This is a genomic window from Flavobacterium sp. 103 (assembly GCF_003096795.1).
Taxonomy (GTDB): domain Bacteria; phylum Bacteroidota; class Bacteroidia; order Flavobacteriales; family Flavobacteriaceae; genus Flavobacterium.
The window spans coordinates 4,086,075-4,108,567 of sequence record NZ_QENX01000001.1; the positions used below are offsets into that span (position 1 = coordinate 4,086,075).

Genomic DNA, 22,493 nt, shown 5'->3' on the forward strand with positions numbered 1-22,493 from the left:
GCGCGAATAGCCCGACCCCATTATGGCTAGTGGGCGAATGAGCGATATGAAAAGTAGCCCACTTGCCATAATGGGGTCTCGCCCTAATGCTTTTTATTATTTTTAAATTAATACTCCAAAAGTGCTTTTAATTCGGTTTCAAATCTTCCTTTTGGCAAATATTGATCTTCCAGTGCCTTTGTAAACGGAATTGGTGAATCCAAACTCGCTACGCGTTTTACAGGTGCATCCAAGTATTCGAAACAATTTTCCATTATCAATGCCGAAATATCACTGGAGACGCCACCAAACATTGAATCTTCTTGATAAATAATCACTTTCCCTGTCTTTTTAACCGAGGTGTAAATCGCTTCGGTATCCAAAGGTTGAAGTGTTCTTAAATCCAATACATCTGCTTTTATTTCAGGGTTTTTGTCCAATGTTTCCAATGCCCAATGGACTGCAGCTCCAAAAGAGATGATAGTAACATCATTTCCTTCTTTTAACAAAGCGGCTTTCCCTAATGGAATGGTGTAATAATCTTTAGGAACGTCTTGGGACAGACTCCTGTATAATTGCTTGTGCTCAAAGAAAAGCACAGGATTTGGGTCGTTGATTGAAGCATTGAGCAAACCTTTGACATCATAGGGAAAGGCTGGGTAAACGACTTTTAAACCTGGAGTTTTGGTAAACCAGGCTTCATTGGTTTGGGAATGAAAAGGTCCCGCCTGAGTTCCGCCTCCACAAGGCATTCTAACAACCACATCGGCTTTTTCCAACCAGCGGTAATGTGATTTGGCCAGTAAATTTACGATTGGATTAAATCCTGTGGATACAAAATCGGCAAACTGCATTTCGACAATCGCTTTATATCCATTAATGGACAATCCCATCGCTGTCGAAACTACGGCGCTTTCGCAAATAGGCGTATTACGAACGCGGTCTTTGCCAAATTGCGCCACAAAACCATCCGTTATCTTGAAAGCGCCACCATATTCGGCTATATCCTGTCCCATAATAACGGATTTTTCGTGTCGTTCCATCGATTGACGTAAACTAATGGAAATTGCATCTATAAATCGAATATTTTCTACTTCTGCATTCGGATGAAACTCTTCATGGATATAGGGTTGGTAAACATCATTTAATTCTCCTTCGTAAGTAGGAACAATTTCTGGTTCGGCATTGGCCATCGCCCAACTTTCATCAATATCTTTTTTGATTTCGTGTTGTATTTCGTCGTCATGTTCTTTGGTAAGAATACCGTTTTGGTATAAAAAGCTTCTGTAATTATCTACAGGGTCTTTTGCAGCCCATAAATCCATTAATTCCTGAGGAACATATTTAGTGCCACTCGCCTCTTCATGCCCACGCATTCTGAATGTTTTGAATTCCAATAAAATTGGACGTGGATTTTCAACCATCGAAGCTTTTAATTCGGTCAACAAATTAAAAACTTCCAATATATTATTCCCATCAACGATATGGCTTTCGATTCCGTAGCCAATTCCTTTGTCAGCAAGGTTTTCGCAACGGTATTGTTCGTTGGTTGGGGTTGATAAACCGTATCCATTATTTTCAATGATGAATAGAACTGGTAAATCCCAAACTGCCGCAATATTAAGGGCTTCATGAAAATCACCTTCGCTAGTGGCTCCTTCACCTGTAAAAACAGCCGTTACTTTTCCGTTTTTTTGTAATTTATTGGCTAATGCTATTCCATCAGCAACGCCTAGTTGAGGCCCCAGATGCGAAATCATTCCGATAATTTTATAAAGTTGTGTTCCAAAGTGAAAACTTCGGTCTCTACCTTTGGTAAAACCATTGGCTTTGCCTTGCCATTGAGAAAATAAACGATGCAATGGAATATCTCTTCCTGTAAATACTCCTAAGTTCCGGTGCATTGGTAAAATATATTCATCTGTATCTAAAGCAGCTGTAATGCCTGCAGAAATGGCCTCCTGCCCTATGCCAGAAAACCATTTGGACACTTTTCCCTGTCTGATGAGGATTAACATTTTTTCTTCTACCAATCTCGGTTTCAGAATTCTTTTATATAGATCTAGTAAGGTGTCGTTAGATAGATTTTTTTTATCAAAATTCATTTTTAGTAGTATTTGTTGCTATATCTCAAAGATAAATAAATATAACAGTTTAATTTAAAATTGTTATATTATTTTGAAATGTCAATAATTTTTAAAATAACTTATCTGTTTTATTTTTTATCTTTGTGCTTTAGAAGTTTAAAACTTCTAAAGTATTAAATACAGACATAATATGCAAAACATTCCTAGTGTTGACTTGCGTGATTTCCTTTCGGACGACCCGAAACGTAAACAAAAATTTGTAAATGAAATCGGAAGTGCATTCGAAGATATTGGCTTCGTAGCGCTCAAAGGGCATTTTTTAAACGATCAATTAGTTGATGAATTGTATGGTGAAATCAGGAATTTCTTTTCCTTGCCATTAGAGACAAAAAACAGCTATGAGATTCCTGGAATTGGTGGACAAAGAGGTTATGTTTCTTTTGGAAAAGAACATGCCAAAGGTCGTAAAGAAGGGGATTTGAAAGAGTTTTGGCATTTTGGACAGTATGTGGATAAAGGTTCCAAATATGCTTCAGAATACCCAGAAAATGTTGAGGTAAAAGAATTACCACGTTTTAATGTTGTAGGTAAAGAAGCTTATCAAATGCTTGAAAAAACAGGTGTTTATGTATTGAGAGCTTTGGCATTGCATCTTGGATTGGATGAATTTTATTTTGACGAATATGCCAAAGACGGGAATTCAATCCTAAGACCAATTCACTACCCTCCTATTACATCTGAACCTGAGAATGCCATACGTGCAGCAGCTCATGGTGACATCAACTTGATTACTCTGTTGATGGGAGCTCAAGGTAAAGGGTTACAAGTTCAAAATCATAATGGAGATTGGATTGATGCTGTTGCAGAACCAGATGAATTAGTAATTAATGTGGGTGATATGTTATCCCGTCATACCAATAACAAGTTAAAATCTACGATTCATCAAGTGGTTAATCCACCAAGAGAATTATGGGGAACTTCGCGTTATTCTATTCCGTTTTTTATGCACCCTGTTAGTGACATGAAGTTAAACTGTTTAGAAAACTGTATCGACGCCGAAAATCCTAAAAAATTCGAGGATATTACAGCGGGAGACTATTTGTACGAGCGCCTAGTTGACTTAGGTTTAATTAAGAAATAAAAAATAAAATTCAAAAACCAAAATTCCAAATTCCAATGATACACTTTTGGAATTTGGAATTTGGTTTTTTTTAATTTGAAAAATATGGATTTACAAGAGCAATTGAAGAATCTTTTTCCAGGCCACGAAATGGCTCCCGAGGAAGCAGTTGAAAAAGAATCACACGAATTATATGTTCAAAAAGAACCTATGATTTGCAAATTCGAAAAGAGAAAAGGAAAAGCGACCACCATAATTGAAGGTTACGAAGGAACTGATGAAGATTTTAAAATCTTAGCCAAAGAAATCAAAACCAAACTGAGTGTTGGTGGTACTTTTAAAGATGACTCTATTATCATTCAAGGGGATTATCGCGATAAAATAATGACTATTTTGAAGGAAAAAGGGTTTAAGGTAAAACGTGTTGGAGGATAGGAAAAGTTTAAAATGGTTTAAAGTTTAAGGTTTAAAGTTGTTATAATATTAAACAATGTTAAAACTTAAACAATTTAAACTTTTAAACAACATTAAACTTTAAACAATTCAAACTAAAATAATGGCTATTCAACAATCCGAATTAATACTCAACCCTGACGGGAGTGTGTACCACCTTAATTTGAAACCCGAACATATTGCTCACGATATTATTTTTGTGGGGGATCAAGATCGAGTGGCAAAAATTACCAAACATTTTGATTCTATTGAATTTTCTACTCAAAAAAGAGAATTCAAAACTCAAACAGGGACTTACAAAGGCAAGCGCTTAACGGTGATGTCTACCGGAATTGGTCCAGATAATATTGATATTGTAATCAATGAATTGGATGCGCTTGTCAATATCGATTTGGAAACCAGAAAACCAAAAGAAAAGCTTACATCTTTAAACATTATCCGAATAGGAACTTCGGGTTCTTTGCATGCGGATATTCCTGTGGATAGTTTTGTGATGGCCCAATTTGGTTTAGGACTTGACAATATGCTCCGCTCCTATTTGGTTGATACTGTTTCAAATGTTGAAATGGAAAATGCATTTATTGAACACACCAATTGGGACTTGCGAAAAGGAAAACCTGTTGTTATTCCTTGTTCTTCGGTATTGGAAAAAAGAATAGAAAGTGACAAAATGCACAAAGGAATCACAGCAACTGCAGGTGGTTTTTATGGCCCGCAAGGACGTATTTTGCGTTTGAATATTCAAGATTCAACATTAAATTCCAAAATGGATAATTTCCTTTTCGAAGGAAATAGAATTACCAACCTCGAAATGGAAACTTCAGCCATTTATGGGCTTTCCGCTCTTTTAGGGCATCATGCGTTGTCATTAAATGCGATTATTGCCAACCGTGCTAACGGAACTTTTAGCAGCGATCCATATAAAGCCGTAGATGAATTGATTGAATATACATTGGGGAAATTAGCAGAGAAATAAAAGATGACAGAAACTCACGCAAAAATTTTATTTAGATATCATAGTGATATTTTAGACGAAGAAGTGGTTGAAACCATGTGGTCGGAAATAATTGATTCGGAAAAAGGAATTTATAAATTAGATAATATTCCATTCTATGGTCCACTCATTGCAACAGATGATATTTTTTATGCTAAATATGATGAGATCGAAGAAACAGTCGTTTATAAAGAAACAATTGAAATTTCAGGAAATTCTATAATTCAGGTTGTAATTTTAAAAGACAGTTTTGATAAGGAAATTATTAGAGAAAAACTCAAAGTAATGAATTGTTTATCAGAAGGGCTTAATGAAAAGTATTTTGTTGTAGAAATTAAAGAGGATATTGATTATTCAGTAGTGAAACATTTTTTAAATGAATATTTAGAATTAGAAATATTAGATTTTGCTGAACCTTGTTTGTCTAAAAAACACAGTGACGATTTATTAAAATAAGCCTCCTTGAAGTATTCTTTTTAAACTTCCTCATTCTTTATTTTAGAACTATCTTTGCATTTTGAAAAATAAACCAATGAAAATAATACTTACTGGAGCAACGGGAGTTTTGGGATCGCATATTATGTATGATATTCTGGAGCTTTTTATCAAACAAAACAATAACGGAAAACTTTTTATTATTGCCAGAAACAAAGGGAAAGTTAGCGCATTAGACCGTGTCAATGAACTTTTGACCAGTGATTACACCCCTCAAATTTTGCGAAAAAGCGGTTTGGAAAAACTACATGAATATATTGAAATTATAGATTCGGATTTAGCGAATCTTCAGGATACTTTTTCCGAAAAAATAAAAGGAGCATACTTTATCCACTCCGCAGGTTACGTTAATTTGTCTACGGACGAGAATCTAAAAGAGAAAATTTTTGACGAAAATGCCAAAATAACCAAATCGCTTTTCAAGACTTTCCATCCTTTTATCAAGAAATTCATTTACATAGGAACTGCATTTTCATCCGGAATACGTGGGGGACTGATTGACAATGATTTTCATAATCTGGATTTTACTCCAGAGCATCGCAATGCGTATGAGGATGCCAAATTCCATTCGGAGAATTTCATAGCCAAAGAATGCAAAAGATTGGGATTGCCTTTTCAAATTTTGAGACCAAGTGTCATTGGAGGTAAAATGTTGGGAACCGAAAGCCCTTATTTCATTCCAAAATACATGGTTTTTTATCTTTTGGCCAAGTTCTTTCACTTTACTTCGCAGCGAAAAGGAGAACAGGAAAACGTTCGTTTTATAATCAATGAAGAGACGGGTTTGAACATTATACCAGTCGATTATGTAGCCAGAGTAATTGTAAACACTTTCGAGCGTGACGATATCGAACAATTGAATATCGTAAACGACAAAAGCTTCAATATTGTGAAAGGTTTACAGTTGATTATGAAAGAAGTGGGGTACACTAATTTTACTTTAATCAAAAACCCCCTTGATTTCAAATACAAAAACACCATCGAAAAACTGTATTACGAAAGTATTGGTAAGCATTTAAAACCTTATTTTATTACCAATCCCAACGAATACGACACCACTTTACTGAATTCGATTCTTGAAATTCCAAAATTGGATAATGAGGCGTTTACCAATATGATTCGCTATGCCATTTTGAATGATTTTAAGGATATTAATGTTTAAGTAAGTTGCTGAGTTGCTAAGTTTCTAAGCTCGTAAGACTCTTAGAAACTTAGTACCTCAGTAACTTAGCAACTTTGTAAAAACTTAGTAACTAAAAAAAAACTTAGTTACTTAGAAACTTAGTATCTTAGTAACTTAAAAAAAGCAATCCAAGTCCCTACTTTTGGGTATTATGATACAACTTAACAAAACGAATTTTCATTTAGTAAAGTCCAAGTTTCAGTTGAAAAAACCTTGGGATAGTTTTGTTATCTTTCTTTTAAGTATTCTTATTACAATTCCTTTATTTATAGTACTTCACCAAAATTTAATTGATCCACATTGGTATTTTAATTTGGATCGAATACTGCTTTTTATTCTTGTTTTGGTAATTGTTCACCTTGCTTTATACTCATTAAGGACTATAATTATTATTTGTTTGGCGCTCTATTTTTTGGCACTCATTTATGGTAGCTTATTCGGGAATTTTAGTTTCAATTCCGTTTTTGACGATTACAATGCAATGCTGTACACCATGAATAATAATCCATTTCCACAGGATATTATTGTCGCCAAATTGCTACCGTTTCCCAATAAGGATGAGATTTTAAAAGCAATAGAATACGAGAATCCAAAGGTGAGAAACTTTGCCATAATGGCAACAACAAAGCATTTTAAGAAAGTTCGGGGCTATCCTGATTACAGGAACTTAATCCAGTGTTTTGCTGTTTTCAAAGAAATCAATAGTCGATGGAATTATGTAAATGATCCCAAAAACGGAGATTATATTGCAACAGCCCATGAATCATTGCTTTATTTTTCGGGTGATTGTGATGATCATTCCATTTTGATGGCCGCTGCCATTAGATCTATTGGAGGAACACCAAGGCTGATTCATACTAAAGGTCACATCTATCCCGAAATTTTAATCGGAAGCATGAAGGATCTTGAAAAAGCAAATTATCTTATCAAAAATGTATTATTTGTGCAGGAAAGTCGCAATAAACAGATTAATTACCACATCGACGAACGCAATCAAGTATGGTTAAATCTCGATTATACAGCAAAATATCCTGGAGGTCCCTTTCTGTCCGAAGAAATATTGGGGGCATTGACATTGGAATAAAATAAAAATATTTTGGGAGTGTCACCATAAAGAAAAGAGGCCTAATCTTCGTTGTGGTGATTAGGCCTCTTTCCTTTATGCTGTCGGGCTATCCGCGCTACTTCGGTAGCTAGCTTTTATCCCTCACTCGTGACCAAGATATTTAGTGTAATTAAGACATTTTGTTTTTAATTGAAATTACAGCCAAATAACCTTCCCTAAATTATTCTTCTCCAAATACAAATTCGTCTGACTAAAATGTTTATTTCCAAACCATTTTCCCTGATTGGCACTCATGGGCGAAGGATGCCCCGATTCGAGAACCAAATGCTTTTCCCGATTAATTTTGGCGCCTTTTTTGTGTGCAAAGCTTCCCCATAACATAAAAACCACATTTTCTTTTTCCTCTGATATTTTTTGAATAACAGCATCCGTAAAAAGATTCCAATTGAGATGTTTATGGCTGTTTGGATTGTCTTTTCTCACGGTTAAGGATGCGTTCAGTAATAAAACACCTTGCTTGGCCCAAGATTCTAGATTCCCTGATGTAGGCATGAAAATAGAATCCAAATCGGTATTGATTTCCCTGAAAATATTACGCAATGAAGGCGGAATTCGCACCGAATCATTTACCGAAAAGGATAAACCATTGGCTTCCCCGTCGCCATGATACGGATCTTGGCCGATAATGACCACTTTTATATTTTCAAAAAAACAATTATTGAAAGCCGAAAAAATCAGCTCTTTTGGAGGAAAACAAACCGAATTTTGATATTCTTGTTCAACGATATCCATCAATTCGCGAAAATATGGTTTCTCTATCTCATCTGATAAAATAGTTTGCCAGGAAGGTATTAAGTTGAGGTTCATATTCAAAAGTTATTTCGCAAAGATACACTAAGATTTTAATGAGAATCGTTTTAAAATGAAAACAAAAGTGCTAACTGGAATCAATTCTACGTGATTTTTGCACTGCGAATCTCTGTGAAATAACGCTATGTTTCTTTATTAAATAAGCTTATTTTTGTAACGTAAAATCAAATTATTAAATGATCTCCATTACCGAAAAAACGTTACAAGATTTACAATTTCCTACGGTTCTCGAAACGATTTCCGAAATATGTAATACTGATATAGGAAAACAAAAAGCCTTGGAAATAACTCCTTTTAGGGATAAAGACACTTTGATGGCAGCATTGTTGCAAACTTCAGAGTATGTTTCCTCTTTCCAGAATAACAATGCCATTCCCAATCACGGTTTTGATGCCATTACATACGAAATAAAATTTCTAGCCATCGAAGACAGTTTTCTGGAAGTGGGCGGATTTAGAAAAATTGCGACAATATCAGAAACTACGAATGTTCTTTTAGCGTTTTTAAATAAATTCAATGATTATTACCAAAATCTTTGTGCCAAAAGTTCTGGAATTAAACTCACCAAAGAGATTATCACACTTGTGGATGCTGTGGTGGATAAATATGGAGAGATAAAAGACAATGCCTCTCCCCGATTGTTGGAAATTCGCCGTGAAATGAATTTGGTTCGCGGAAAAGTGAATCAAAGTTTCGGTTCAGCTTTGACACAATACAATAGTTTGGGTTATCTGGATGATATCAAAGAGAGTTTTGTGCAAAACCGTCGTGTTTTGGCTGTTTTGGCTATGTACAGACGAAAAGTAAAGGGTTCCATTCTGGGAAGTTCCAAAACTGGAAGTATTGCTTATATAGAGCCTGAAAACACACTTAAATATTCTCGGGAACTAAGTAACTTGGAATATGAGGAAAAAGAGGAAATCACAAGAATTCTAAAGCAGTTATCGAATGCTGTTCGGCCGTTTTTACCATTATTGATTCAGTATCAGGATTTCCTGAGTGATATTGATGTAATTGCTGCCAAAGCAAAATACGCCAATAGAATCAACGGAATTCTGCCAACAATTACAGAGGAACGTCGTTTGTATTTCAGGGAGGCCTATCATCCTATTTTGTATTTGAACAACAAGCAGAAAAAGGAAGTTACACATCCGCAAACCATCGAACTAAGTCAAGAAAATAGAATAATAGTTATTTCAGGACCTAATGCAGGAGGTAAAACTATCTCAATGAAAACCGTTGGCTTATTGCAATTGATGTTGCAATCAGGTATGTTGATTCCTGTTCACGAACGCAGTGAAACGTTTCTTTTTGATAGAATTTTGACAGACATTGGAGATAATCAATCTATTGAAAATCACTTAAGTACTTATAGTTACCGTTTGAAGAACATGAACTACTTTTTAAAAAAGTGCAACAAGAAAACCATGTTCTTGATAGATGAATTCGGTACGGGTTCCGATCCTGAATTGGGAGGTGCTTTGGCTGAAATATTCTTGGAAGAGTTTTATCATAGAGAAGCATTCGGATTAATCACCACGCATTATTCAAATCTAAAAATTCTTGCTAATGAACTCCCTTGTGCAACCAATGCCAATATGTTATTTGACGAAAAATCATTAGAACCAATGTATAAATTGGCTCTAGGACAAGCGGGAAGCTCTTTTACTTTTGAAGTTGCTTTAAAAAATGGAATTCCTTTTAGTTTAATCAATCGAGCCAAAAAGAAGATTGAGGTTGGAAAAGTTCGTTTTGATAAAACAATTGCCAACTTACAAAAGGAGCGTTCCAAAATGGAGAAAACATCCCAGACACTTAAAGAAGAGGAAACGAAAGCACGGCAGGAAGGCAAGAAAATGGAAGATATCAATATCAAAATCAAGCAAAAATTGGAAAGCTATCAGGAATTATATGACAGCAATCAAAAGACGATTTACATTGGTCAAAAAATAGAAGATATCGCCGAAAAATATTTTAACAATAAAAACAAAAAAGACCTGATTGGGGAGTTTTTGAAAATCATCGAAATAGAAAATTCCAAACGTAAAAAAGCAACTCCCAAAGAGGCGAAAGCGATAATCCAGAAGAAAAAAGAAATCATCGAGGAAGTTACAGTTGTTGTAGAAGAGATTCGCAAGGAAAAGAAAGAGAAGAAACTAAAACCTGTAATCGAAAAACCGAAACCTATTTTAAAAGTAGGTGACCGAGTACGAATGCTGGACGGAAAATCTGTGGGAAGTATTGATAAGATTGAAAAAAATAAAGCTGTGGTGAATTATGGCTTGTTTACTTCGAAAGTAAGTTTGGACGATTTGGAGTTTGTAGAAGCAGGCAAGAAGTAGTATTCAATAACAGAACTTTGATAAAGATTTTTAGAAACTTTAAAAATGCAAAACCTCCCTTCTAATAAAAAAATAATTCTCTTTGATGGTGTTTGCAATCTCTGCAATTCGGCTGTGCAGTTTGTGATTAAACACGACAAAAAAGATATTTTTAGGTTTGTGGCTTTACAGTCAGAATTAGGGCAAGAAATCCTTGCTTATATTGGGGTTAATGCTAAAAATATTGATAGTATTGTTCTGTACGAACCTGGAGTGGCTTATTATTACAAATCATCCGCAGCCATTCAAATAGCGCAAAATCTGGGTGGATTTTGGCATTTTGGAACTGTTTTTAAAATTATTCCAATCGGAATAAGAAACTATCTATACGACTATATTGCCAAGAACAGATATAAATGGTACGGTAAAAAAGAAAGTTGTATGATACCAACTCCAGAATTAAAAATAAAATTTTTGGAATAATTGGATTTCATGATAAATGTCATCTCTTTAAACGTATAGCTATCATAAATTTGACTAATCTTAAAAATTAATTTTTATGAGAAATATATCACTCTATTCATGGGAAAACGGTGCGTTTATAATGGTAGTTGTTTTCGGATTGGTAATTATTGGTTTAATTGGAACTGTGTTTATGATGATGAATTCTGGTAAAAAGAAATGATTAGTTTTTTTTGTCTAAAAAAAGAGGATGCCTTTCTGTGGACATCCTCTTTTGCTTTTTATAGAAATTGAATTATTATCTAATCAATTTTCTGTATTTCAAACGTTTTGGAGTTAAATCACCACCTAAACGTTTCTTTTTGTTTTCTTCATAATCTGAGAATCCACCTTCGAAGTAATACACTTCAGAATCTCCTTCGAAAGCTAAAATGTGTGTACAAATTCTATCTAAGAACCATCTGTCGTGCGAAATCACTACTGCACAACCTGCGAAATTCTCCAAACCTTCCTCAAGTGCACGAAGCGTGTTTACGTCCAAATCATTCGTTGGCTCATCCAGTAACAATACGTTTCCTTCTTCTTTCAAAGTCATTGCCAGGTGCAAACGGTTACGCTCACCACCAGAAAGCATCGATACTTTTTTGTTTTGTTCTCCACCACCAAAGTTGAAACGTGATAAATAAGCTCTTGAATTCACTTGTTTTCCACCCATCATAATCAATTCCTGTCCATCGGCAAAGTTTTCCCAAATTGATTTGTTTGGATCAATATTTGAGTGCGCCTGATCTACATAAGCGATTTTCACTGTATCACCAACTGAGAATTCACCACTATCAGTTTTTTGTTCTCCCATTATCATTTTGAAAATAGTTGATTTACCAGCACCGTTTGGTCCGATAATTCCAACAATTCCAGCTTGTGGCAAAGTAAAATTCAAATTATCATACAGTAATTTGTCTCCAAAAGCTTTGGCTACATTTTTGGCTTCGATAACATTTGTACCCAAACGAGGTCCATTTGGAATGTAGATTTCCAAGTTTTCGTCCAATTGTTTTTGGTCTTCATTCAAAAGTTTATCGTAGTTCTGTAAACGTGCTTTTTGCTTGGTTTGACGGCCTTTCGCACCTTGACGAACCCAGTCCAACTCACGTTCTAAATTTTTACGACGTTTAGAAGCCACTTTTTCTTCTAATGCCATTCTGCTTGATTTTTGGTCTAACCAAGAAGAATAATTTCCTTTCCAAGGAATACCTTCTCCTCTATCCAGTTCCAAAATCCAACCAGCAACGTTATCCAAGAAATATCTATCGTGTGTTACAGCAATTACAGTTCCTGAATATTGTGCTAAATGTTGCTCTAACCAAAGTACAGACTCAGCATCCAAGTGATTCGTAGGCTCATCCAAAAGCAATACATCAGGTTGTTGCAATAACAAACGACATAAAGCCACACGACGACGCTCACCTCCTGAAAGGTTTTTAATAGGTGTATCTCCTTCTGGCGTGCGCAACGCATCCATTGCGATTTCTAACTTTGTATCGATTTCCCAAGCACCAAGAGCATCAATTTTGTCCTGCAATGCAGCTTGACGATCCATCAATTTATCCATTTTATCTGGATCAGAATAGTTTTCCTCAAGACCAAATAAATCATTGATTTTGTTGTATTCTTCCAAAACCGCCATTGTTTCGGCAGCACCTTCACGAACAATTTCGATAACCGTTTTAGAATCATCAAGAATTGGTTCTTGTTCCAAATAACCTACAGTATAACCAGGTTGAAAAACAACATCTCCTTGATAGTTCTTGTCAACTCCTGCTATAATCTTTAAAAGAGAAGATTTTCCAGAACCATTTAGACCCAGAATACCAATTTTGGCTCCGTAAAAGAAACTCAAATAAATATTTTTAAGTACAGGCTTATCTGCTCCTTGATACGTTTTACTCAATTTTTGCATTGAGAAAATTACTTTCTTATCGTCTGACATATTTAAATGTTTTAATTTATTATGTGATTAATTATTGGTTTTGAATGCAAATTAAACTCTTCCTTTAAGAGAACTAAATACCCAAGCATTAGCCAAAAAACCAAATCCTACAGCCGCAAATCCCCAGCCTGCTACGTCATCATATCGAAAAGCTCCTAATCCTATCAGTAATAATCCCATGAGTATCATTATAAAGGTCGCCCATCCAAGAATAGTATTTTTATTCATTCCCATAATTGTAGTATTTGTTTTTAGAGAGGTGCAAATATCGGTATTTTTTAGAACTTTTTTTAATTAAAACAGTTATTCCTGATACAAAATTACAGCACTTCTTCCAGGAATTGTTATAGATTGATTTTTAATAGTTTCAATGCCATTTTGGTTGATAATTTCGCCATCACAAACTATTTTCCATGTTCCGTCAAGGGTTTGTTTTGCTTCTTTTTCATCTCCATTAAAATAGACCCTTATGTTCTTCCATTTGTCCCCATTAGCATTGTTTTTCAAGGTATATCCAACAAGTAAGAAATCATTTATTGTTAAAAATTCCAAATGTTCTTGAATCATCTTTTCGGATGTCATTTTGAATGCTGGATGATTGTTTCTTAACACAATAAGGTTTTCGTAGTATTGAACTAGTTCTTTATTCTCGTGTTTCCAGTTCCAATCGATTTTATTGATGCTGTCTGGTGATTTATAAGAGTTCTCAACTCCCATTTTGGTTCGCTTCATTTCTACTCCCATATGTAAAAAAGGGATACTTTGTGAAGTCAAAATGATGGTATTGGCCAATTTGTCCATTTGCACCAATTCTTTTTCGATTGCTTTTGGGTTGGCGATTTTTAATTTGTCGTACAAAGTGTTATTATCATGACAAGAAACATAACCAATAACTTTTGTTGGGCTGTCAGAATAAGGGAATTGAGCATAGCTTCTTTTGGAATCATACTTTATTTGCGGATGATTCGTCGAAGCTACAATTCCAAATTGAATTACTTCTTTGTAATTTGGATTGCCGCTTACAAAACCTTTTTCGGTAACATTGGACCAATGTCCTTTTACTCCGTCCCTAATGTCATCAGAAAAAACGGCAATATCATTTAATTTTTTGACATTGCTTTTCAAAGCTCTCTTTTCTATTGGTAAAGGAGAATCTCCCGCTGTCCATCCTTCACCATAAAGAAAAATACTTGGATCAATTTTCTTTAGTGCTGCAGAAATAGCGTTCATTGTTTCAATATCATGCACAGCCATTAAATCAAATCGGAATCCATCGACATGATATTCTTTTACCCAATATTTAAGTGATTCCAACATAAATTGTCTAGCCATAATTCGGTCTGAGGCAAATTCATTTCCGCAGGCCGTAGCATCCGAGCGTTTTCCATTTGGCCAACTTCTGTAATAATAACCGGGAACTAATTGATCAAAAATATCAGTAGAACTGGTGTGATTGTAAACCACATCCATTACCAGACGAATTTTAGCTTCATGCAATGCTAGAACCATTTGTTTATATTCCTGCACGCGAACTAGGCCATCAAAGGGATTGGTTGAATAGGATCCTTCTAAAGAGTTGTAATTTTGAGGATCATACCCCCAATTGTATTGGTTTTTGTCTAATGTAGTTTCGTCAATTGATTTGTAATCAAACACTGGAAGCAGATGCAAATGGGTAATGCCTAGTTCCTTTAAATGGTCTAATCCTGTTGCTTCTCCAAAAGAGTTTTTCGTCTTTCTCTCAGTAATTCCAAGAAATTTTCCTTTGTTTTTTATACCTGATGATGGGTCAATAGAAAAATCGCGTACGTGAGCTTCGTACAATATAATATCCGACACAGATTTTAATTCAGGCTGTTTGTCGGTATTCCAATTAGAAGGATTGGTTAGTTTTGAGTCGAAGATTAAACCACGATTTCCGTTTACACCAACTCCTTTTGCATAAGGATCGGGCATTTCTTTGGACCAATTCCCTTTGTTTTTTACTTGTAAAGTATAATAGGTGTTATGATAATTACCGTCTAAAACAATTTGCCAGACTCCGGTTTTAGCGTCATAATCTAAACTTTTAGTAGCTATAGCTTCGCCATCATTGCCTTGTTTGTACAAATTGATTCTGGCTTCCTCCACATTGGGACTCCATAATTTAACTGTGGTTTTGTTGCTTGTATAATTTACCCCTAAATCACCATTCAAATAGACAGGATAAGTATCAAAAGAAGCATATTGAATGGTGTTTATTTTTGAGTTTTGAGTCATGGCAAAATTTGCTGTGAGAAGTAAACCAATTACGAAATGGAATTTTTTAGTGGAACCAAACATAGTTTCATTGTTTAATTAAATATTTTATAAAGCATTTCTCGTAACAAATCGGCCTGTGACAAACTATTAGCGCCAACTCCTTTACTTTTTACATCGGTATCTCGTAATGAAGCAACTATCTGGCTAACTTTTCTCATCGGATAGTTTTTGATTGCCACATCATAATCTTTTAGAAAAAAAGGATTAACTCCTAAAGCAGAGGCCGCGTTTTTAGGATTTTTATCTTTTAAACCGTGGTATTTCAATAATTGGACGAAAAAGCCAAAAACCAAACCAGTCGTCATTACTATTGGATTGTCTTTTGGATTTTGCGCAAAATTATTGGCAATTTTATAGGCTTTCAGTTGGTCGCGTTCGCCAATGGCTTTTCGCAATTCAAAGACATTATAATCTTTACTGAACCCGATATTTTCTTCTATATCTTTGGCCGAAATAGTAGTCCCTGCAGGCAATATGATTTGCAGTTTTTCCAGTTCATTATTGATTTTGCTCAAATCAGTTCCCAGAAATTCTACCAGCATAGCAGAAGCTTTGGGTTCAATAGTGTATTTTTTTCCAGCCAATACTCGCTTAATCCAATCTCCTACCTGATTTTCATACAGTTTTTTGCTTTCATAAACAATTCCGTTTTTGGCTAAAAGTTTAGTAACTTTTTTTCGTTTATCCAAGGTCTTGTATTTATAACAAAATACCAAAACGGTTGAAGGCATTGGGTTTTCGACATAACTTTCGATTTTGTCGATTGTTCTTGATAATTCCTGGGCTTCTTTAATAATGACTACCTGACGATCAGCCATCATGGGATAACGTTTGGCTGTGGAAACAACATCTTCAATAGTAACATCTCTGCCATATAAAACAGTTTGATTGAAACCTTTTTCCTCTTCGGATAAAATATTTTCTTCTATATATTCTGATAATTTGTCAATGTAATATGGCTCTTCTCCCATCAAAAAATAAATAGGTTTGATGTTTCCTGCCTTTATATCATTCACAATCTTTACAACTTCGTCCATGTTTTTTTGTTTCAGGTTTAAAGTTTAAAGTTCCATGTTGTAAACCTGAAACTTTAAACTTTAAACTAAATTAACTAATTTCGCCTCATGCAAAAACTCAATTTTCCTTCCTATACTTTTCGTTTCAAAAATAGCGAAAATAAAGTATCAATTTTTGATGCAATCAGGAAAAAATTCATCATTCTTACACCCGAAGAATGGGTTCGCCAACATGTTGTACATTTTTTATTGGAGGAAAAAAAATATCCAAAATCCTTGATTAATGTAGAGAAAGTTTTAATGGTCAATGGTTTGCGTAAACGCTATGATGTTGTGGTTTTCAATCCAAATGGCACTATTCTGATATTAATCGAATGCAAAGCACCTGAAGTTAAAATTGCGCAAGCAACTTTTGATCAAATTGCGAGATATAACATGACTTTGGAAGCTGAATTTTTAATGGTTACCAACGGTCTAAATCATTATTTTTGTCTAATGGATTTCGAAAATGAGAAATACGAGTTTTTGAAAGAACTTCCCGATTATGGTGTGACAAAAAAGAATATAGAGAGCAAAATATAAAATGAAAATTTTGAGTATTAATTTCGAATTCATTAAACATAAATAAACTTCCTTGGAAAAAATAGCTGTAGTAATTCTGAATTGGAATGGAATAAAACTTTTAGAACAGTTTTTGCCTTCTGTAATTCAATATTCTCCCGAAGCAACTGTGTATGTTGCCGATAATGCCTCAACAGATGAATCCATAGCATTTGTAAAGAAAAATTATCCCACAATTAAAATAGTTCAAAACAAAATGAATCAAGGATTTGCAGGCGGATATAACGAGGCCCTGCAACATATTGATGCGGAAATTTATGCTCTAGTAAATTCTGATATTGAAGTTACGGAAAATTGGTTGAAACCTATTTTGGAAGCTTTTGAAACGGAACCCGAAACGGCAATCATTCAACCCAAAATATTAGATTTTAAAAAGAAAGACTATTTTGAGTATGCTGGAGCTTGCGGTGGATTTATTGATCAGTTTGGTTACCCTTTTTGTCGTGGACGCATTTTTGATACTTTGGAAAAAGACAACGGACAGTATAATGATAACACGGAAATATTTTGGGCTTCTGGTGCTTGTTTTTTTATTCGATCTTCTGTTTATAAGGAACAGAAAGGTTTTGATGAAGATTTTTTTGCCCATCAAGAAGAAATTGATTTATGTTGGAGAACCATCAATAGAGGGTTTAAAATAAAGTATTGCTCAGAATCAATAGTTTATCATGTTGGTGGAGCTACTTTGCAACAAGCGAACCCCAAAAAAACATATCTAAATTTTAGAAATTCACTATTAATGTTAACCAAGAATTTACCACAAAATACTCTTTTTCAGGTTCTTATAATTCGAATGCTTCTGGATGGAATCGCTGGAATGAAATTCATCATAGAAGGTCAATTCTCTCATTGTTGGGCTATTATACGCGCACATTTTTCTTTTTATGGGTTATTTTTAAAGAATTATAAAAAAAGAGAAAAAAAACAGGTTGAAATATACTTTAAAACAAAAAGCATCGTTTATGGTTATTATGTTAAAAATGGCACAGTTTTTGCGGACATTATTTAACAATAATTTACATTTAAAATTAACATTTAAAAACTAACTTTGTAATTCACGTTTAATTAAAATTTGCATTCTATGAAAAAATTAATGATTACTCTATCGGCCTTAGCTCTTTTGACATCTTGTGTGTCTAAAAAAGAATATGCAGCTTTGGAAGCTAAGAATAAAGAAACTCAAGATTTATTAAATACTTGTACAGTAAAACTAAATTCTTGCTTAGAAGAAAAAGCGGGTCTTAAAGCAACTGTAGATGGGTTGAGAGAAACTAATCAACATTTAATAAGCACTTCAAAAGATATGACAATTTTGTCTACTAAAGGTGCCGAAAATATCGAAAAAGCTTTGGAATCTATCAAAGAAAAAGACTTAAAAATTACGAGAATGCAAGATGCTTTGACCAAAAAAGATAGTGTTACTCTTGCAGTTGTTACTAGTTTGAAATCTGTTGTTGGGATGAATGATCAAGACATCGAAATCAATGTTGATAAAGGCGTGGTATTTATCTCTATATCTGATAAAATGTTATTCAAAAGCGGTAGTTATGAAGTAAGTGATAAAGCTAAAGGAGTTTTGAGTAAAGTTGCGAAAGTGGTTAACGACAAACCAGACTTTGAATGTATGGTTGAAGGTCATACCGATACTGATGTTCTAAAAGGTAATTCTTGTTTAATTGACAACTGGGATTTAAGTGTAAAACGTTCTACGGCTATTATCCGTATTTTATCTAATGATTTAGGAGTTAATCCAGCACAATTAATCGCGGCAGGTAGAAGTTCTTACGTTCCTTTGGTACCTAATGATTCTGCAGAAAATAAATCTAAAAACAGAAGAACTCGTATCTATGTAATGCCAAAAATAGATCAGTTCTATGATATGGTTGAAAAAGAAATGAAAAAACCAACTGCAGCAGCACCGGTTCAAAAATAAAGCATTTTAAATATTAGAGATACGCCTCGAATAATTTCGAGGCGTTTTTTTTTACTTTTATTTTTTTTGAAATCAGTTTTTTAAAATTGGAATGAATCTAATTTTTGAGCTAAAAATTGAACATAAAAAAAGCAGAACTAAAGTCCTGCTTTTATGCATCCCTAATTTTTTCTTTAACAACCAATTAAATATAAATTAAGAATTACATGCTATAAATGCCTCTACATGAATTAATTTCTTAAATATTTCACTAATTAAGGCTTTTATTCTAAATTATCCAATTAATTTATAAAAAATTTAATATTTTTTTAAAGAATATCAAGACTTCCCTTACCTTCTCTGATTACAATTGGTTCATCTCCAGATAAATCGATAATTGTAGAGCCAATATTATCTCCATAACCGCCATCGATAACTAGGTCTACCAAATTTTGCCATTTTTCGAAAATAAGTTCAGGATCGGTTGTATATTCGATTACTTCATCTTCATCACGAATGGATGTTGAAACAATTGGATTTCCCAGTTGGCGTACAATTTCTAATGCAATGGAATTATCGGGTACACGAATACCAACGGTAGTTTTCTTTTTAAATTCTTTAGGTAAATTATTATTTCCTGGAAGAATAAAAGTATAAGGTCCTGGTAAGGCTCTTTTAAGCAATTTAAAGGTCGAAGTATCTATTTGCTTTACATAATCTGATAAATTACTCAAATCGTGGCAAATAAAAGAAAAATTGGCTTTTTCCAACTTGACTCCTTTTATTTTAGCAATTTTTTCAAGAGCTCGTGAATTGGTGATATCACAACCCAATCCATAAACGGTGTCAGTTGGATAAATAACTAAACCACCGTCTTTTAAGACTTTAACGACTTTGGCAATTGCTGCTTCGTTGGGTTTGTCTTCGTATATTTTTATAATTTGAGCCATGTCATTTTGTTTAAAGTTTAAAGTTTAAAAGTTTAAAGTTGTTCTGTAACAAAACTTGAAACCTTAAACCTGAAACATTTTTTATCCTATTATATCTAATTTTGCAAAACGCAACAATAATTTTTTCAAACCACCAACTTCAAACTTGATTTCCGCTTTTTTATCGGCACCAACACCTTCGAGGTTGATCACTTGTCCTTTTCCAAAACGTTCGTGCATAACCACATTTCCAGCAACCAGCGAATTATCAAATAAATTAGCGCTTCCAGCTGAAGGATTACTTCCCGATACCGGTTTCAGTTTTCGAATACTAATATCCGATTTTGGCTCGTTATCAGCAACGTGTTTTGGTGGCGTACTTCCTATCGGTTTGGCCAGACGTAATTTGGATTTATCCACATCTCCAAAAATATCACCGTCAATCATAGGTTTGAAACGGTAATTGCTTTCGGCTGGTGTAAGATATTCCAAATATTGGCCATCAATTTCTTCAATAAAACGAGAAGGTTCACTGTCGGTCAATTTTCCCCAACGGTAACGTGATTGGGCATACGTCAAATACGCCTGATGCTCCGCACGAGTTAAAGCTACGTAAAATAATCGACGTTCTTCTTCCAATTCGCTTCGTGTACTCATACTCATGGCACTTGGGAACAGATCTTCTTCCATTCCTACCACAAATACATGAGGAAACTCAAGTCCTTTGGCTAGGTGAATGGTCATCAATGCCACGCGGTCTTCATCGCTGGTATCTTTATCCAAATCAGTTGCAAGTGCCACATCTTCCATAAACTCAGATAATGCACCACGAGCTCCATCAACCTCTTTTTGCCCTTCTATAAAATCCTTAACTCCATTCAGCAATTGTTCAATATTTTCAATTCGAGCCATTCCTTCAGGAGTAGCGTCTTTTTTTAATTCTTGAATCAACCCTGTTTTCTTGGCTACATGTTCTACAACATAAAATGCATCTTGATTCTCATTAATCACCTGAAAACTCTGAATCATCGTAACGAAATCCAATAGTTTCTGCTTCGTTCCTGAATTCAGCTTCAAGTCAATTCGCTCAATATTTTGCATCACTTCAAAAATGGAGCGTTTGTAATGATTGGCAGCAATTGTAAGCTTCTCGATTGTTGTATTTCCAATTCCACGTGCTGGATAATTGATAACACGTATCAAAGCTTCTTCATCTTTTGGGTTGATAACTAATCTCAAATAACACAGAGCATCTTTAACCTCTTTTCGTTGATAAAAAGACAAACCTCCGTAAATACGATACGGAATATCTTTTTTTCGCAAAGCATCTTCCATGGCTTTGGATTGTGCATTGGTGCGGTACAAAATTGCAAAAGCACCATTGTGCAACTGATGGTTCATTTTTTGTTCCCAAATGGTAGCAGCCACAAAACGCCCTTCTTCATTATCGGTAATACTGCGGTGTACTTTTATTTTAGGACCAAATTCATTGGCTGTCCAGACTACTTTGTCCAGTTTTACTTTGTTTTTGTCAATAATGGTATTAGCCGCTTCCACAATATTCTTGGTCGAACGATAATTTTGTTCCAGTCTAAAGGTTTTTACACCTTCATAATCTTTCTGGAAGTTCAAAATGTTATTAATGTTCGCACCACGGAAAGCGTAAATACTCTGTGCATCATCACCTACCACACAAATATTCTGAAATTTATCAGACAAAGCGCGAACAATCAAATATTGTGAATGGTTGGTATCTTGGTACTCATCCACCAATAAGTAGCGAAAACGGTTCTGGTATTTTGCCAAAACTTCTGGAAAACGAGTTAGTAATTCATTGGTTTTCAATAGTAAGTCATCAAAATCCATCGCACCCGACTTAAAGCATCGATCTACATAATTCTGATAAATCTCCCCCATTCTAGGCTTTTTGCTCATCGCATCGGCTTCTTGCAAATCGGGATCATTAAAATAAGCTTTTACGGTAATCAGGCTGTTTTTAAAATTAGAAATTCGACTCAAAACCTGTTTCGGTTTGTACACATCACGATCCAACTGCATTTCCTTGATAATTCCTGATATTGCACGTAAAGAATCCTGCGAATCATAAATCGTAAAATTCGACGGATAACCCAAATGTTCCGCTTCCGAACGTAAAATTCGGGCAAAAACGGAGTGAAAAGTTCCCATCCATAGATTTTTGGCTTCACTGGCACCAACAATATCCGAGATACGTTTCTTCATCTCCCTCGCTGCCTTATTAGTAAAAGTAAGGGATAAAATATTGAATGGATCAACACCAAGATGCATCAAATAAGCAATCCTGATGGTAAGTACACGAGTCTTTCCGGAGCCTGCACCCGCAATAATAATCATAGGACCATCCTTTTGTAATACAGGTTCACGTTGTGCCTCGTTAAGTTGTTCTATATATTTTTGCATAGAAAAAAATCAGTTTAATGCAAAAATAAGAATTTAAGAATGAATAAACGAGTCTTGACAGAATTCAGATAATAGAATTTAGATAGCAGTTTCTAGATAGAAAAAACTGAATTCAGGATTCTGCAATCTAAATCCTAAAATCTGCAATCTAAAAATCCTCTGGGCGTGACCACAATAGAGAAAGAGGCCAATATAGCTTGTGTCCATTCGCCTCTTTCTCTATTGTGGTCGGGTTATCCGTGCTACTTCGGTAGC

Annotated in this window: 20 protein-coding genes; 12 read left to right on the top strand and 8 right to left on the bottom strand. The window is 34.7% G+C overall.

The features are described from left to right. Positions 1 to 107 precede the first annotated feature (107 nt). Positions 108 to 2,084: a thiamine pyrophosphate-dependent enzyme gene (locus C8C85_RS17315; protein ID WP_116798135.1), complete on the bottom strand. Its 1,977-nt coding sequence runs from the start codon at positions 2,082 to 2,084 to the stop codon at positions 108 to 110. Positions 2,085 to 2,256: 172 nt separating this feature from the next. On the opposite strand from C8C85_RS17315, the gene C8C85_RS17320 reads away from it, so the two are divergent. The 6 genes from C8C85_RS17320 to C8C85_RS17345 all read left to right on the top strand — a co-directional run bounded on the left by C8C85_RS17320 (position 2,257) and on the right by C8C85_RS17345 (position 7,395). Further along, on the top strand, positions 2,257 to 3,207 hold the full coding sequence (locus C8C85_RS17320; RefSeq protein WP_116798136.1) for an isopenicillin N synthase family dioxygenase: 951 nt from the start codon (positions 2,257 to 2,259) through the stop codon (positions 3,205 to 3,207). Between the two features lie 84 nt (positions 3,208 to 3,291). Continuing rightward, positions 3,292 to 3,621 carry a translation initiation factor gene (locus tag C8C85_RS17325; RefSeq protein ID WP_116798137.1) on the top strand — a complete coding sequence of 110 codons (330 nt, stop codon included), beginning with the start codon at positions 3,292 to 3,294 and terminating at the stop codon, positions 3,619 to 3,621. Positions 3,622 to 3,742: 121 nt separating this feature from the next. Next, positions 3,743 to 4,615, top strand: a complete 873-nt coding sequence (locus C8C85_RS17330; RefSeq protein ID WP_116798138.1) for a nucleoside phosphorylase — start codon at positions 3,743 to 3,745, stop codon at positions 4,613 to 4,615. 3 nt (positions 4,616 to 4,618) lie between these two features. Beyond that, the gene (locus C8C85_RS17335) at positions 4,619 to 5,089 is read left to right on the top strand and encodes a DUF4265 domain-containing protein (protein WP_116798139.1); all 471 of its coding nucleotides are present in this window, start codon (positions 4,619 to 4,621) and stop codon (positions 5,087 to 5,089) included. Positions 5,090 to 5,165: 76 nt separating this feature from the next. Continuing rightward, entirely contained in the window at positions 5,166 to 6,290 is a 1,125-nt protein-coding gene (locus C8C85_RS17340; RefSeq protein WP_116798140.1) for an SDR family oxidoreductase, read from the top strand. A 172-nt stretch (positions 6,291 to 6,462) separates the two neighbouring features. Continuing rightward, a complete protein-coding gene (locus C8C85_RS17345; protein ID WP_116798141.1) occupies positions 6,463 to 7,395 on the top strand; it encodes a transglutaminase in 933 nt (310 codons plus the stop codon). Between the two features lie 177 nt (positions 7,396 to 7,572). Here the strand turns inward: C8C85_RS17345 and ung are convergent, their stop codons facing one another. Further along, positions 7,573 to 8,244 carry a uracil-DNA glycosylase gene (ung, locus tag C8C85_RS17350; RefSeq protein WP_116798142.1) on the bottom strand — a complete coding sequence of 224 codons (672 nt, stop codon included), beginning with the start codon at positions 8,242 to 8,244 and terminating at the stop codon, positions 7,573 to 7,575. Between the two features lie 179 nt (positions 8,245 to 8,423). Here ung and C8C85_RS17355 point away from each other — a divergent pair, with 179 nt between their 5' ends. The 3 genes from C8C85_RS17355 to C8C85_RS18680 all read left to right on the top strand — a co-directional run bounded on the left by C8C85_RS17355 (position 8,424) and on the right by C8C85_RS18680 (position 11,253). Next, entirely contained in the window at positions 8,424 to 10,589 is a 2,166-nt protein-coding gene (locus C8C85_RS17355; protein WP_116798143.1) for an endonuclease MutS2, read from the top strand. A gap of 45 nt (positions 10,590 to 10,634) precedes the next feature. Then, positions 10,635 to 11,051, top strand: coding sequence for a thiol-disulfide oxidoreductase DCC family protein (locus tag C8C85_RS17360; RefSeq protein WP_116798144.1), 417 nt, complete (start codon positions 10,635 to 10,637; stop codon positions 11,049 to 11,051). Positions 11,052 to 11,127: 76 nt separating this feature from the next. Next, the gene (locus tag C8C85_RS18680) at positions 11,128 to 11,253 is read left to right on the top strand and encodes a hypothetical protein (protein WP_256411984.1); all 126 of its coding nucleotides are present in this window, start codon (positions 11,128 to 11,130) and stop codon (positions 11,251 to 11,253) included. Positions 11,254 to 11,328: 75 nt separating this feature from the next. Here the strand turns inward: C8C85_RS18680 and ettA are convergent, their stop codons facing one another. From ettA to holA, 4 genes are all read right to left on the bottom strand, one after another. Beyond that, positions 11,329 to 13,020 (bottom strand): energy-dependent translational throttle protein EttA, encoded by a 1,692-nt coding sequence (ettA, locus tag C8C85_RS17365; protein ID WP_077378908.1) that lies wholly within the window; start codon positions 13,018 to 13,020, stop codon positions 11,329 to 11,331. 51 nt (positions 13,021 to 13,071) lie between these two features. Further along, positions 13,072 to 13,254, bottom strand: a complete 183-nt coding sequence (locus tag C8C85_RS17370) for a CAL67264 family membrane protein (RefSeq protein WP_116798145.1) — start codon at positions 13,252 to 13,254, stop codon at positions 13,072 to 13,074. Positions 13,255 to 13,323: 69 nt separating this feature from the next. Beyond that, a complete protein-coding gene (gene pulA / locus C8C85_RS17375) occupies positions 13,324 to 15,342 on the bottom strand; it encodes a type I pullulanase (protein WP_116798146.1) in 2,019 nt (672 codons plus the stop codon). A gap of 11 nt (positions 15,343 to 15,353) precedes the next feature. Next, a complete protein-coding gene (gene holA, locus C8C85_RS17380; RefSeq protein ID WP_116798147.1) occupies positions 15,354 to 16,358 on the bottom strand; it encodes a DNA polymerase III subunit delta in 1,005 nt (334 codons plus the stop codon). An 87-nt stretch (positions 16,359 to 16,445) separates the two neighbouring features. On the opposite strand from holA, the gene C8C85_RS17385 reads away from it, so the two are divergent. From C8C85_RS17385 to C8C85_RS17395, 3 genes are all read left to right on the top strand, one after another. Next, positions 16,446 to 16,919, top strand: a complete 474-nt coding sequence (locus C8C85_RS17385; protein ID WP_116798148.1) for a type I restriction enzyme HsdR N-terminal domain-containing protein — start codon at positions 16,446 to 16,448, stop codon at positions 16,917 to 16,919. A gap of 52 nt (positions 16,920 to 16,971) precedes the next feature. Further along, positions 16,972 to 17,967, top strand: a complete 996-nt coding sequence (locus C8C85_RS17390) for a glycosyltransferase family 2 protein (protein ID WP_116798149.1) — start codon at positions 16,972 to 16,974, stop codon at positions 17,965 to 17,967. A 72-nt stretch (positions 17,968 to 18,039) separates the two neighbouring features. Next, positions 18,040 to 18,891, top strand: coding sequence for a flagellar motor protein MotB (locus C8C85_RS17395; RefSeq protein WP_116798150.1), 852 nt, complete (start codon positions 18,040 to 18,042; stop codon positions 18,889 to 18,891). A 308-nt stretch (positions 18,892 to 19,199) separates the two neighbouring features. Here C8C85_RS17395 and C8C85_RS17400 read toward each other — a convergent pair whose 3' ends face one another. After that, positions 19,200 to 19,820: an L-threonylcarbamoyladenylate synthase gene (locus C8C85_RS17400; RefSeq protein ID WP_116798151.1), complete on the bottom strand. Its 621-nt coding sequence runs from the start codon at positions 19,818 to 19,820 to the stop codon at positions 19,200 to 19,202. Positions 19,821 to 19,901: 81 nt separating this feature from the next. Further along, complete coding sequence (locus C8C85_RS17405; RefSeq protein ID WP_116798152.1) at positions 19,902 to 22,238, bottom strand: ATP-dependent helicase; 2,337 nt, start codon at positions 22,236 to 22,238, stop codon at positions 19,902 to 19,904. Positions 22,239 to 22,493 lie beyond the last annotated feature (255 nt).

What these genes read in the sequence shown, in the direction of transcription:
- C8C85_RS17315 (WP_116798135.1), bottom strand. Translation starts at nt 2,084, where the DNA reads ATGAATTTTGATAAAAAAAATCTATCTAACGACACCTTACTAGATCTA.
- C8C85_RS17320 (WP_116798136.1), top strand. Translation starts at nt 2,257, where the DNA reads ATGCAAAACATTCCTAGTGTTGACTTGCGTGATTTCCTTTCGGACGAC.
- C8C85_RS17325 (WP_116798137.1), top strand. Translation starts at nt 3,292, where the DNA reads ATGGATTTACAAGAGCAATTGAAGAATCTTTTTCCAGGCCACGAAATG.
- C8C85_RS17330 (WP_116798138.1), top strand. Translation starts at nt 3,743, where the DNA reads ATGGCTATTCAACAATCCGAATTAATACTCAACCCTGACGGGAGTGTG.
- C8C85_RS17335 (WP_116798139.1), top strand. Translation starts at nt 4,619, where the DNA reads ATGACAGAAACTCACGCAAAAATTTTATTTAGATATCATAGTGATATT.
- C8C85_RS17340 (WP_116798140.1), top strand. Translation starts at nt 5,166, where the DNA reads ATGAAAATAATACTTACTGGAGCAACGGGAGTTTTGGGATCGCATATT.
- C8C85_RS17345 (WP_116798141.1), top strand. Translation starts at nt 6,463, where the DNA reads ATGATACAACTTAACAAAACGAATTTTCATTTAGTAAAGTCCAAGTTT.
- ung (WP_116798142.1), bottom strand. Translation starts at nt 8,244, where the DNA reads ATGAACCTCAACTTAATACCTTCCTGGCAAACTATTTTATCAGATGAG.
- C8C85_RS17355 (WP_116798143.1), top strand. Translation starts at nt 8,424, where the DNA reads ATGATCTCCATTACCGAAAAAACGTTACAAGATTTACAATTTCCTACG.
- C8C85_RS17360 (WP_116798144.1), top strand. Translation starts at nt 10,635, where the DNA reads ATGCAAAACCTCCCTTCTAATAAAAAAATAATTCTCTTTGATGGTGTT.
- C8C85_RS18680 (WP_256411984.1), top strand. Translation starts at nt 11,128, where the DNA reads ATGAGAAATATATCACTCTATTCATGGGAAAACGGTGCGTTTATAATG.
- ettA (WP_077378908.1), bottom strand. Translation starts at nt 13,020, where the DNA reads ATGTCAGACGATAAGAAAGTAATTTTCTCAATGCAAAAATTGAGTAAA.
- C8C85_RS17370 (WP_116798145.1), bottom strand. Translation starts at nt 13,254, where the DNA reads ATGGGAATGAATAAAAATACTATTCTTGGATGGGCGACCTTTATAATG.
- pulA (WP_116798146.1), bottom strand. Translation starts at nt 15,342, where the DNA reads ATGTTTGGTTCCACTAAAAAATTCCATTTCGTAATTGGTTTACTTCTC.
- holA (WP_116798147.1), bottom strand. Translation starts at nt 16,358, where the DNA reads ATGGACGAAGTTGTAAAGATTGTGAATGATATAAAGGCAGGAAACATC.
- C8C85_RS17385 (WP_116798148.1), top strand. Translation starts at nt 16,446, where the DNA reads ATGCAAAAACTCAATTTTCCTTCCTATACTTTTCGTTTCAAAAATAGC.
- C8C85_RS17395 (WP_116798150.1), top strand. Translation starts at nt 18,040, where the DNA reads ATGAAAAAATTAATGATTACTCTATCGGCCTTAGCTCTTTTGACATCT.
- C8C85_RS17400 (WP_116798151.1), bottom strand. Translation starts at nt 19,820, where the DNA reads ATGGCTCAAATTATAAAAATATACGAAGACAAACCCAACGAAGCAGCA.
- C8C85_RS17405 (WP_116798152.1), bottom strand. Translation starts at nt 22,238, where the DNA reads ATGCAAAAATATATAGAACAACTTAACGAGGCACAACGTGAACCTGTA.